Annotated in this window: 12 protein-coding genes; 3 read left to right on the forward strand and 9 right to left on the reverse strand. The window is 43.0% G+C overall.

What is annotated here, in order from left to right; all coding sequences use genetic code 11:
• Positions 1-364: transposase (locus Q7J27_04330; protein MDO9528370.1), on the forward strand; the 364-nt coding region annotated here is incomplete at its 5' end.
• Between the two features lie 21 nt (positions 365-385).
• A complete protein-coding gene (locus tag Q7J27_04335) occupies positions 386-676 on the forward strand; it encodes an HD domain-containing phosphohydrolase (protein ID MDO9528371.1) in 291 nt (96 codons plus the stop codon).
• A gap of 452 nt (positions 677-1,128) precedes the next feature.
• Here the strand turns inward: Q7J27_04335 and hflC are convergent, their stop codons facing one another.
• Positions 1,129-1,977, reverse strand: coding sequence for a protease modulator HflC (hflC, locus tag Q7J27_04340; protein MDO9528372.1), 849 nt, complete (start codon positions 1,975-1,977; stop codon positions 1,129-1,131).
• A gap of 42 nt (positions 1,978-2,019) precedes the next feature.
• Positions 2,020-3,066, reverse strand: a complete 1,047-nt coding sequence (gene hflK, locus Q7J27_04345; GenBank protein MDO9528373.1) for an FtsH protease activity modulator HflK — start codon at positions 3,064-3,066, stop codon at positions 2,020-2,022.
• Positions 3,067-3,359: 293 nt separating this feature from the next.
• Between hflK and Q7J27_04350 the strand changes: the two genes are divergently transcribed.
• Positions 3,360-4,721 (forward strand): phosphomannomutase/phosphoglucomutase, encoded by a 1,362-nt coding sequence (locus Q7J27_04350; protein MDO9528374.1) that lies wholly within the window; start codon positions 3,360-3,362, stop codon positions 4,719-4,721.
• Between the two features lie 240 nt (positions 4,722-4,961).
• Here Q7J27_04350 and Q7J27_04355 read toward each other — a convergent pair whose 3' ends face one another.
• From Q7J27_04355 to rsmD, 7 genes are all read right to left on the reverse strand, one after another.
• Complete coding sequence (locus Q7J27_04355; GenBank protein ID MDO9528375.1) at positions 4,962-6,314, reverse strand: acyclic terpene utilization AtuA family protein; 1,353 nt, start codon at positions 6,312-6,314, stop codon at positions 4,962-4,964.
• Positions 6,311-6,628, reverse strand: coding sequence for a DUF4387 domain-containing protein (locus Q7J27_04360; protein ID MDO9528376.1), 318 nt, complete (start codon positions 6,626-6,628; stop codon positions 6,311-6,313). Before Q7J27_04360 ends, Q7J27_04355 begins: the two co-directional genes overlap by 4 nt.
• Before the next feature lie 15 nt (positions 6,629-6,643).
• A complete protein-coding gene (locus Q7J27_04365; GenBank protein ID MDO9528377.1) occupies positions 6,644-8,623 on the reverse strand; it encodes an ATP-dependent helicase in 1,980 nt (659 codons plus the stop codon).
• Positions 8,624-8,841: 218 nt separating this feature from the next.
• A complete protein-coding gene (locus Q7J27_04370; protein ID MDO9528378.1) occupies positions 8,842-9,495 on the reverse strand; it encodes an adenylate kinase in 654 nt (217 codons plus the stop codon).
• A gap of 275 nt (positions 9,496-9,770) precedes the next feature.
• Positions 9,771-10,970, reverse strand: coding sequence for a pyridoxal phosphate-dependent aminotransferase (locus Q7J27_04375; protein MDO9528379.1), 1,200 nt, complete (start codon positions 10,968-10,970; stop codon positions 9,771-9,773).
• Positions 10,967-11,449, reverse strand: coding sequence for a pantetheine-phosphate adenylyltransferase (coaD, locus tag Q7J27_04380; protein MDO9528380.1), 483 nt, complete (start codon positions 11,447-11,449; stop codon positions 10,967-10,969). Before coaD ends, Q7J27_04375 begins: the two co-directional genes overlap by 4 nt.
• A gap of 88 nt (positions 11,450-11,537) precedes the next feature.
• Positions 11,538-12,095, reverse strand: a complete 558-nt coding sequence (gene rsmD, locus Q7J27_04385; GenBank protein MDO9528381.1) for a 16S rRNA (guanine(966)-N(2))-methyltransferase RsmD — start codon at positions 12,093-12,095, stop codon at positions 11,538-11,540.
• Positions 12,096-12,370 lie beyond the last annotated feature (275 nt).

Here is a 12,370-nt window from a genome sequence, read left to right on the forward strand (position 1 = left end):
TGCCATGCGCAGGGCATACGAGAAGACCGATGAATTCAAAGACAAATACCGGTGGCGGGCAGGGGTGGAAGCAACCATGTCTGAGTATGACAGAAAAACAGGTGTTAAAAACCTTCGTGTCCGGGGTATGGAGGCTGTGCGTTTCTGTGCGACCTTGAAGGCAGTTGGTATCAACATCTTCAGGGCAACAGTGGTCAGAAATGCAAAAATCTCTCCAAAACCCATCCAGGAATGGACATATCGGTGTGTTTCTCGTCTATGTTTCTATGTGAAAGAACAATTGTGTACACATTTGTGTAAACTGGCTAAGATATTTTCCGAATCTACGTTTTCAGCCGGTTTTTCCGGAAGATCGGCCGGCTGACTTTTTACGAGACCATCAATATTGCTACCTTTCGAGGAACTCAAATTTGTGGCGAAGGCGGCAAAACATCACCATGAAAGATTCGACGGGACCGGATATCCAGATGGTCTAAAGGGAGAAGAAATCCCTGATACTTCACGAATAATCGCGATTGCGGACACTTATGATGCAATGACGTCTGCGAGACCTTATCGTCCTGCAATGAAACCAGAAAAAGCGGCAGAAGAGATTAAGAAACACATAGGAACACAATTTGACCCCCAATGGGCTGAAATATTTTTGTCTCTCTTTTACAGTGGTAGTATTGGGTAAAACATTCGACAGGGATGAAGGAGGGGTCACCCATCAAATTAGGATATTCTGGAAAAAACGTACGGTTAAGGACATAGGAAATCGCAGAAAAAGCAACTCGCCTAACATCGCTTACAGCCGACGGCGGTGTGCATGCAAATAGCCTCCGCGGTTAAAGCGTTGCCGTTCAGCATTTCTATCGATAAGCTTCGATAGCTCCAATTATTACCTGCCGTTTGTTTGTAGGTGAAGACAACAATAATTTTCTTCACTGAACTGAGTTCAGATAGCCATTATATACCTTGATCAAACCAAACTAATCATAGAGTCAAGATATCTTGCCACGGACTTCATTTTATGGACTTATTTTCTGTGTTTGGAAGGAAACAGGCCACAGGCTACTCAAATCTGCAAATATTTGTGATATTAACGAGTTATCGCTAACACCAAAGATGTACCCTTGCTAACCGTCACTACTTAAGATACTTGAAAAATTCTACATCCGGGGAAATTACCAGTGTCATGTTCTCTTTGAGCGTATTTTTATAGGCCTCGAGGCTTCTTGTAAATTCAAAGAATCCCGGGTCTTTTTTATAGGCGTCAGCATATATCTTTACCGCCTGAGCATCCCCTTCTCCCTTGTTTTTTTCAGACTCTCTGTACGCCTTTGCCAGTATTATGGTCCTTTCCATATCGGCCTTTGCCGTTATCTTCACAGATTCTTCTTCACCTTCGGATCGATACTGTTTGGCCTGTCTTTCTCTTTCCGCCCTCATCCTGTCAAAGACGTGTTTTTCGTTCTGTTCGGGGAGATCTGCACGCTTGATCCTCACATCAACAACTTTTATCCCGTAACCACTTGCATGAGCATCAGATTTATCGCTTACTATTTTCATAACCTCGTCTCTCGTTTTCGAAACGATATCCTCCAGGTCATGCTGTCCCAGCTCAACCCTGAGCTGCGCATAGACAATATCATCAAGCCGCGACTGTGCTCCCATCTCACCCTTGACGGTCTTATAAAACTTCAGCGGATCAATAATTTTCCATTTGGTATAGTTATCAACCACGAGATTCTTTTTGTCTTTGGTGAGTATCTCGGCAGGAGGTGCATCGTATAGCAATATCCTGTTCTCAAAGTAAACTACCCGCTGAATGAAGGGTATCTTCAAGTGAAGTCCCGGCCCCGAAATTTCTCCCACCGGTTTCCCCATCTGGATGACAATGGCCTGTTCTGTCTGATCGACCGTATAAACGGAAAGTGAAATTACCATGACGGCGACCAGCGCAGTAATCATTCCAAATGTTCCTATCTTTTTCATTGCTCCCTCCCAAAATCTAAAATTAATACTCTGCAGGTAGATTTACTGTTTATCGATTTTCAAATTTCCCTTCTTCAATGGAAGATGGGGTAATACATTCCCCCCTATTTTACCCTCAATGACGATCTTGTTGATTGAAGGCATTATCTCTTCCATCGTTTCAATGTATAATCTCTTTTTAGTAACATCCTTAGCCAACCTGTATTGCTCAAGAACCTGCAAAAACCTGCTTACATCTCCCTGTGCGGAAATGATCCTTGACTCTTTGTAGCCAATGGCGTCATTTGTAATCTGGGCCGCTTTTCCCTTTGCCTTGGGCAGAATCTCATTACGGTATCCATAAGCCTCGTTGATCATCTTGGCCTTATCTTCCTTGGCGCTGGCAACATCCTTGAAAGCCGCCATAACCTGATCAGGCGGATGGACATCCTGAAGCTGAACGGCCACTATATGTATTCCGGCGTCATAACTGTCCAATATTCTCTGAAGTATCTTTTTGGTATCCTGTTGAACCTGAAACTTCCCTACGGTAAGAATATCATCGATGGCGTTCCTCCCGGCAACCTCTCTCATCGCCGCTTCAGCCGCATCCTTAACTGTCTTGTCCTGTTCTCTCACATTAAACAGATATTTTACCGCGTCACTTATCTTATATTGAACGATAAAGGTCATATTTACTATATTCTCAGCCTTTGTGAGCATCAGGCTTTCCGCAGAAACTGTTGTGTAACGACCATGCTGTTTATCACCAATTGTCCTGAAACCTACCTCTATTCTTTGCACCTGGGTTACTCTTGGTTTCAACACCGATTCAATCGGAGCAGGCAAGTGATAGTGAGGACCTGGTGTTGTGGTACGATCTGCTTTACCAAACCTTTTTACTACCCCGATTTCATCAGGAGCGACAAAGTAGATCCCGGATGCCATCCACAATAAAAATAGTGTCGCTACAAAAACAGGCATTAAACCATATCGTCCCAAAAACGGTAGTTTAAACGACATTAAATTCTTGATTCTATCTATCACAACATTAAGGTCAGGCTGTCCTCTGCCCTGCCATGGGCTTTTACCGTCATCTTTCCAGGTCATAACAACACCTCTAAAAGTTAAGATTATCTGTATTTTTCATCAGAAACCATGAAATCTTGAATAATTTCCCATTCAAAATCAGCTTAGCTTAGACTTAACATACCTGTTAAGAACTGTCAAACATTAATGCACGGCAACAGACCGTTTCACTCTACAGAACGGAGATCCGGCGGCATTTGGTTTCAGCTCTTAAGCCCCTGACAGCCGTTAGGGGTTTCACTACCTATGAACGACCGTTTCTGTTGCGTAAAATACACAAATATGGTAATGAAAATAAAAAAACGAGGTGCAGAATGATGAATCCAGAGGTCTTCAGGGAATATGATGTCAGGGGGATCGTTGAAAAGGATTTGAATTTTGATTTCGTTTACGACCTGGGGAGGGCCATCGGAACTTACGGGGTCAATCACGGTGTAAAAACGATGACTGTCGGAAGGGATTGCCGCCTGAGTTCCGAAGAATATCAAGGCGCTATCACGAGCGGGATCAGGGCCACAGGTATAAATGTAATAGATATCGGTCTGTGTGCCACACCCATCCTCTATTTCTCCATCAGACACCTCAATACAGACGGAGGTGTAATGGTAACCGGAAGTCACAATCCCCCCGAATTTAACGGATTTAAGATATGTATCGGGCCGGATACAATATACGGGGAAGAAATACAAAAATTAAGAAAAATAATAGAAGAGGAAACCTTCACCTCCGGAGAGGGAACTTTACGGGAAAAAGACATATCAAAACCATACCAGGATTATTTATACGAAAGTGTTGAAATAAAGGAGGGGTTAAACGTTGTGCTGGATGCCGGAAACGGCGTCGGCGGAGTTTTTGCCATTCCCCTGTTTGAGAGATTCGGCTGTAATGTAACCGATATTTACTGTGATATGGACGGCACGTTTCCCAATCATTTTCCGGATCCTACCGTCCCTGAAAACCTTACCGACATTATCGCACTTGTTAAAGATAAAGGGGCTGATATTGGAATAGCTTACGATGGTGACGCCGATAGAATCGGTGTCATCTCCGACACGGGGGAAATACTCTGGGGAGACGAACTTCTTCTGCTTTTCTCAAGGTTTATTCTTAAGGAGAGTCCGGGTGCCGCAATAATAGGGGAGGTAAAATGCTCTCAAAGACTATATGATGACATAGAAAAGCACGGTGGAAGGCCTATTATGTGGAAGGCCGGACATTCTCTTATCAAGGGCAAGATGAAAGAAGAAAAGGCATTGCTGGCAGGAGAGATGAGCGGCCACCTGTTCTTTGCCGACAGGTACTTCGGTTATGATGACGCCATTTACGCCTCGCTCCGGTTATTCGAAATTCTTTCCAAAACAGGTAAAAAGATCAGTGAATTATTATCCGATGTTCCCCCAACCTTTAACACCCCTGAAATCAGGGTAGACTGCCCCGATAATATTAAATTCCAAGTAGTAGAAGAAGTAAAAGCGTATTTACAGAAAGACTACAAAATAATTGATACTGATGGTGTGCGCATCCCCTTTGATGACGGTTGGGGGCTTGTACGGGCATCGAATACTCAGCCGGTACTGGTTCTCCGTTTTGAGGCATCCACCGAGGAAAATCTCAATTCTATAAAAACGATGGTAGAAAGTGTTGTGGAGGATGCTATAAGAAAACACGAAAAGTAGCCAATTTCCCCTAATTTACTCAACGCAGGAAAAACTGAACCGGCCATTTTTGACAACTTCGTAAAAAGTCATAAATTGCACCATTTGTCGTCCTGAACTTGTTTCAGGATCTCACTTGTTTCAGCATCTAATTATTTCAGTAAGTTAGAGACCCTGAATGATCCTGAAACAAGTTCAGGACATGATTCAGGGTGACAAAAAAAGTCTTTTGCGAGCAAATTTGAGCATTTTGGGGAAAGACTACATAAAAGAAGATTTGTAAACTTCCTTTTCTGAATCTACCTCCATTAGATGATTAACAGAAAACTCGTAAACCTTACCACCGTCAAAATCGGAAGGAGAAAAGAGAATCGCAAGATTTCCAGCGGTTGATTTTCTCCCCTCAAACCCGATATGCAATAATGTAGAACGAACAGAGGCAAGAATGGTCTTAGCCGTTTCTCTATTTTTTCCTACAACTTCCATCACTATCCCAACTTCGTGAGAAATATTGCTCCGGGGCTCAAGTTCGCCCATTACTCCATCAATCCCATAATTGACAAAACGAATTGAATAATCTCTTCCTTCTTTTATATTTGGAAAATTCTCTCTCACCTCTCTTTTTACCTGTGCCTCAAGTTCCAACAAGGAAGAAATGAAGGAAGGATCTCTTGCTCCGGCAATACACACGAAGCGAAATCCAACAAACCGCACACCCTCACATTTAAGATGAATTGTGTCTTTTGGAACAAAACGGGATCCTGAAACTTTTACCGTCCTTTCATCCAGTTCCTCAAATTTCACCTGAGAGATATCGATACAACCGTCTGTAACCCATAGCTTTAGCGGATCTTCCTTTTCATAAAGACTATGAGCAGCAACCGAAGTCTTTGTGCACCGCCTTGCCGGATTTGTCGGAAAAACCAGAAAATGATCTTTTTTCAATATCCCGAAAAGGCAATCCCTTCCGCTTCCCGGCTCGGAGGCAATCGCACCACATTCCAGAATTTTACCCAGGTGAATGGCAAGTCCCTTCGGAAAACCTTTCCATATCGGAAACGCAGCAAATTCGGCAACATCGAGGCTTCTCCCCGCAATTATTAAATTTGCCCCCGCCTCAAGCGCTTCAACAAATGGCTCCACGCCTATCTGTGCAACCAGCCTCTCGGAATCGTGAATCATTTTTTCATTCAATGGCGGTTCTACCGACAGGGGCTTTACCTTACCATCGTTAAGCTTATTTAACAGAAGTTCCTTGGAAACGTCACTGTAGATAACCGCTCTTCTAAACTCGATTCTCTCCTCTCTTTGCACCTCGTCGACTATATCCAACACCCAGTCGACGTGAGGCTTAGCTCCCGCACCTCCTGCAGTCCCTATCAGGACAGGAATATCAAGAGAATTTGCCCCTCTCAATATATATAAAAGGTCCCTCCTTACCTCTTCTCTTGTCGTAAAAGAAACACCCGCTCCAAGGTAATAAGGGCCGGGATCGGTAGAACCTCCATCCACTGCAATAACATCGGGCTTTAAGTTTAAACCTGCTTCAAAAGATGACAAAGGGAAGCCATACCCAAGAATCCCATTCGGGGAAAGTATTTTTATCTCTTTCATAATTCCAACACCACATCCAAAATTGGGGCATGTTGTTGTGCCCCGTAAATATCCCGGTCACCAAAATTTCCTGAAGGTATTTTTCTTTTGATGTTGAACTTCACGGCAAGCGCATCATCAAAGTAGATGACATCAAGAATCTCATCATCAGAAACACTATAGAGTTTCTTAATCAGATCCTTGTTAATTAGCTGTTTTTCTTTTACTTTTGCATAAACTTCAAAGTCCTTAAAAATCACATCAAACGTCAGGATAAAGGGCCCCGCATTTTTCGATCTAATAACTTGAGTAACGTCTCGTAATTTAATTCCCATATTTTAACTTATCCCTCATTCACCGCTCTCGTTATAGAGAACCCACTGATCAAAAGGGCAGTCTGCGGTGTCGAGTGTCGACGGTTTCAGTTCTTCGACGAATCGAGAAAGACTCAAGGTGCCGTTCCACGTGCCCCCCCTTGCATAATCGACCAGGGGATAGCAGAAATATAGCTGATCTTTAGCCCTCGTAGCCGCCACATAAAAGAGCCTCCTCTCCTCCTCTTCCCCGTCCTCCTCTTTAAGTGCCCGTGCCAGCGGAATCATCCCGTCTGAACACCAGATCATAAATACCGATGACCACTCAAGGCCTTTCGCCTGATGAATCGTGCTCAGAATAACCCTCTCTTCATCCCTGTCTTGATAATAGGTCTTATCCTCTTCAGCCTCTATATTTGTCATTAATGCCAGCTCGCTTAAAAAATCCTCCATGGAACTGAACTTTTTTGAAAAATTCCCTAATTGATTCAGATCCTCCTCTCTCGACCCCATATCCGAATATTTTTCCTGAAGGTATTCACGATATCCGCTCTCCAGAATAATGTCTATCATTTCCGATGAGGAATCCCTGCTCGGCGAATTAACGATATTCTCTATCATTATCCTGAATTTCCGGAGACTTGGGGCTGCCGTTTTTGCGGCACATTTCATGAAATTATCGGAGGCAACTGCAGAAAAAGGATCTGAATTGGCGGAAACAAATTTCCATATCCTGTCAGCAGTAACTTTACCGACATTTTTGTAGAGCATGAGCACCCTCTTCCATGCCAGCACATCATAGGGATTAACCATGATTCTCATAAAAGATGTAACATCCTTAATATGAGCCTGCTCGAAAAATCGTATACCCGACCTGATCTCAAAAGGAATGCCCCTCCTGGTCAGCTCCATTTGAAGCTCCATGGAGTGATAGTGGGCTCGATAAAGTACGGCAATTTCATTCAGTGGAATACCTTCCGATATCAATTCGAGGATACGCTGGGTAACAAAATTTGCCTGCTGTATGACATTATTTGCAGATACAAGAATCGGTCTGATCCCACCGGACCTTACAGCCCTTAATTCTTTTTGAAACTGTTTTTCATTATTTATTATACTCATATTGGCCAGATTAAGAATTTCAGGAGTGCTCCTGTAGTTGGTTTCAAGCTTAAACACTTTTGCATCGGGATACTTCTCGGGAAACTCCATAATATTGGCAAAATTTGCCCCCCTGAAGGAATATATGCTCTGGGAATCATCTCCCACCACCATCAAATTTCTGTGGCGCGAGGCGAGGAGATCTAAGATTTGTGCCTGTATAACGTTGGTGTCCTGGTATTCATCTACCAGAACATGCAAAAACCTGTCCGCATATTCTTCAAAAACCTGGGAGTTGCTGGTCAGGAGTTTCCTTAAATTCAAAAGGAGATCATCAAAATCCATCACGTTCAATTCTTTTTTCCTGTCCCGGTATCGGGAGGCAACTTCGGCAATTTCATTAATTAAGTTGCGAAAATAAGGGTATTTCTTGGCAATAACCCGATTAATTTCATCTTCCGTATTGACTGAAAGGCTTACGATATCCCCCACAACATTCCCCTTGGGAAATTTCTCGATCTCATTGCTAAACCCGAGTTCCGATATGCAGGTATTTATAAGCTGCCTGGAATCCTCACTATCCATAATCGAGTAGTTACTGTTATAACCGAGAAGATGACCGTTCCTTCTCAATATAAGATTGGCTATGTGATGAAATGTCCCGCCCCATAACCTGCCTATGTCAACACCGGTGAGCATCTCAACTCTTCCGAGCATTTCACGGGCAGCCTTGTTGGTGAAGGTGGCAAGGAAGATGCGTTCAGGTCTCACACCCGATTCAATCAGCCTTGCCACCCGGTAAGTCAGCGCACGGGTCTTCCCGCTACCGGCCCCTGCAATGACGAGGATTGGACCGCTCTTCGCCATAACAATCCGAAGCTGCTCAGGATTAAGTTCTCTTTCGTAATTTACCATGTTTACACGGGTCTCAGGTTTCAGGTCTCAGGTTTCAGGTTTTAAGTTTGACAAGTTCGCAAAAAGTCCAAATCTTGTCACTCCCGCGCAGGCGGGAGTCTATAACACCTTACAATAACTGGATTCCCGCCTACGCGGGAATGACAGAGAGGAACGAAATCCGACTTTTTACGAGTGCATCAAGTTTAAAATTCCGGATTTCGGGTTCTATCAAAACTTTAGACTTTAGACTTTAAACTTTCCTTGATCCCCTCAACCGTCTCTTCACTGCTTATGGACGCAAAATTTTCGAGCACCCCTTCGTTTTCATAAAATCCTATAAGAGGCGCTGTTTTTTCATCGTATGTTTCCAGTCGATAAATTATCGCTTCTTCGGTCTCATCATCCCGCTGGATGACCGGGCTGCCACATTTCTCGCACTTTCCGTCAGGAGTTGGTGGTTTGCTTTTTATGTTGTATATCTCCTGACATTCCGGATTTGAACAGGTTCTCCGGGTCGTAAGCCGATCTAAAACAACATCCCTCGACACCTCCAGGTTAACCACTAAGTCGAGTTTGATATCCAATTTTTTGAGAAGATCCCTCAATTCCTCTGCCTGTTTGATCGTTCTTGGAAAACCATCGAGAATGAATCCCTTCTCACAATCAGGTTCCTGCAGACGTGCTTCCATTATATCCATGATAAGCGAGTCAGGAACCAGGTCTCCACGGTCCATATATCCTTTGGCCTTCTTGCCCAGCTCAGTTCCGGCTTTTACGGCCGCACGCAGAATATCTCCCGTCGAAATCTGTATTGATCCGTCAAAATCGCAAAGGAGCTTCGCAATAGTTCCCTTGCCGGCACCAGGTGCCCCTAAAAGTATAATCCTCATTTAAACCTCCTTGAATATAATTTAACTTGGAACTTGGAGATATAGGGAAAATTGATATGGGGGTCAAGGAAATAAGTGTAAAGTGAACTAAAGTGCCTAAAGTTAAAAAAATGCGCTTTCAGCGCAACCTGTTTCAAATTTGACCACGCCGAAGGCGTGTACACTAACTTTAGCTCACTTTAGGCACTTCAAACTTTAGGCACTTTTGGGGTTGCGGCTTTGCCGTCTTAAGATTTAACCCCTATTCCATGAAAGGTAGTGTGAACCATTACAACTTACAAAGCCGTGAGTTTAGCTACGGCATTGCCTATCCTTTCCAGGCCTTTTTGAATGTTATCCATTGACGTGGCATAGGAAAGGCGTATGTGATTATCATCACCAAAAGCAACCCCGGGAACAACAGCAACATCTACTTCATCCAGAAGATACTCTGCAAAATCAGTGGAACTGGATATTTTCTTACCACCGTAAGACATCCCATACAACGAGGATACATCGGGAAATACGTAAAAAGCGCCCTGGGGGTTCATGCAGTTGACACCGGGAATACTGTTTAATTTTCCAACAATATAATCTCTTCTCTTTTTAAATTCTTTAACCATCTCTGCCACAATATCCTGATTCCCCTGCATGGCTTCCACTGCCGCTTTCTGGGAAATAGATGTGGGATTTGATATGTTCTGGCTCTGGATTTTTGTAACGGCGGCAATAATATCTTCAGGACCGGCGGCATAACCGATTCTCCATCCTGTCATGGCATAAGTCTTGGAAACCGCATTAACCGCCAGAGTAAGCCTTTTTATCTCCTCTCCAACGGAAGCTATATTATAAAAACGAAAACCATCGTAAACGATTTTTTCATATACATCATCAGATATTACAAGAATGTTCTTCTTTACGGCTATCTCCGCCAGGGCTTCCAGCTCATTATATAAATAAGCAACCCCTGTCGGGTTTGACGGACTGTTCAATACGACGGCTTTTGTGTTTTTTGTAATAGCCTTCTCAAGTTTTTCAGGACTTATTTTAAAACCGTCAGACTCTTTAGTCTCAAGAATTACCGGCGTTGCCCCGGCAAGGATGACAATGTCCGGATAGGAAACCCAATATGGTGACGGTATAATAACCTCATCCCCCTCTTCGAAAAGGGCCTGCGCAAGGTTGTAGAGGGTATCCTTTGCCCCACAGGAAACCACTATCTGCGACCTATTGTATGTCAATTTGTTATCGAGCTTAAACTTATTTATAATGGCATCTTTAAGCTCATCTATACCACCTGAAGGTGTATACTTGGTAAAACCTTCATCTATTGCCTTTATAGCCGCCTGTTTAATATTGGAAGGTGTATCAAAATCCGGTTCACCGGCGCCGAAACCTATTACATCTCTCCCCTCTGCCCGCAACGCTTTTGCCTTCACAGTAATTGCAAGCGTTGGTGATGGTTTTACTTTTCCTACTCTTGATGCCAATTTCATTTTGAATATTTCTCCTGTAATTTTTTGCAAACAATCTCCGGAACTACTCCATCCACAGAGCCTCCGAGGCTTGCCACCTCTTTTATAAGTTTAGAACTTGCATAAAACCACTTATATCCCGTCATTAGAAATACCGTCTCTATTTCCCTGTCCAGTCTCCTGTTCATAATAGCCATCTGGAACTCATATTCAAAATCTGATACTGCCCTTAAACCCCTCAAAATAACATCTGCACCTTCTTTTTTTACATAATCAACAAGAAGTCCTGAAAAGCTGTCAATCCTGATTCTTGGATTATCACCTATTACCGCCTTTATCATATCAATTCTTTCCTCAACAGAAAAAAGGAAAGCTTTATCAGGATTATAAGAAATCAGAATGATAAGTTCATCAATAATCAGGAGTCCCCTCCTCATTATGTCAAGATGTCCGTTAGTAATAGGATCAAACGAACCGGGATAAACAGCTATCTTTTTCATAATTCCCTTTCCTCTTGTTCAGCAGTTTAATCTGAATCTCCCTGCAGCAAGCTGCATGGAATCATCGAAATGTTAAGGAATAATTCCATTATATTCGCTCGCTGTGCATTTTCAAAAAAGAAACCATTGTATCGCTATATCTTTTCTGATCCATTAGAGCAAATTCATCAGCATTCCAGTCCGATTCTTCTCTACAGGAATGCTGGATGACAATAATGCCGTCTTCGGAAACCAGACTGCCGCTACCTAATAAACACAAAGTTTCCTTTATAAAACCCCTTTCATAGGGTGGATCGGCAAATATGACATCGAACTGTTCTTTTTTTTTGTTCAACAGTTTGACACCATCTCTAACAGACGCGGATATTATTTCATGCTTATTATTAAAACCGCACACGCTCAAATTTTTTTTGATTGTCTCAATCGAAAAGCGATTTACTTCAACAAATACAACTTTTACAGCTCCCCTGCTCATCGCCTCCAGGCCAATACTCCCCGTTCCGGCAAAGAGATCAAGAAACGTCTTTCCTTCCATTGGGGGCAGTATATTGAAAAGCGCCTCCTTGATCATGTCCGATGTAGGCCTGATATGACCCTTTGGCACAAATATACGTCTTCCCTTCGCCTGCCCCCCAATAATTCTCATAGACTTAAGTGCCTAATGCGGCAAAGCCGCAACCAGAATTCAGAAGTCAGGAGACAGAAGTCAGAATAAAAAACTATTCCGCTTCCATATATGTATTCTGAATTCTGACTACTGTCTTCGTTTGTGGTCATATTAATGACTCTGTTGATTTAACAAGTTTTTGAAAAACGTAGCATGTACCCTGGATTGACATTATTTCAAAAGTTCTTTGAAAATTTTGTTGATGAACGAATCGCATTATTTATACTGGGTGTTCTTTGAAAACGTCCCCACAT

The sequence above is a fragment of the Syntrophales bacterium genome (assembly GCA_030655775.1).
GTDB lineage: Bacteria > Desulfobacterota > Syntrophia > Syntrophales > JADFWA01 > JAUSPI01.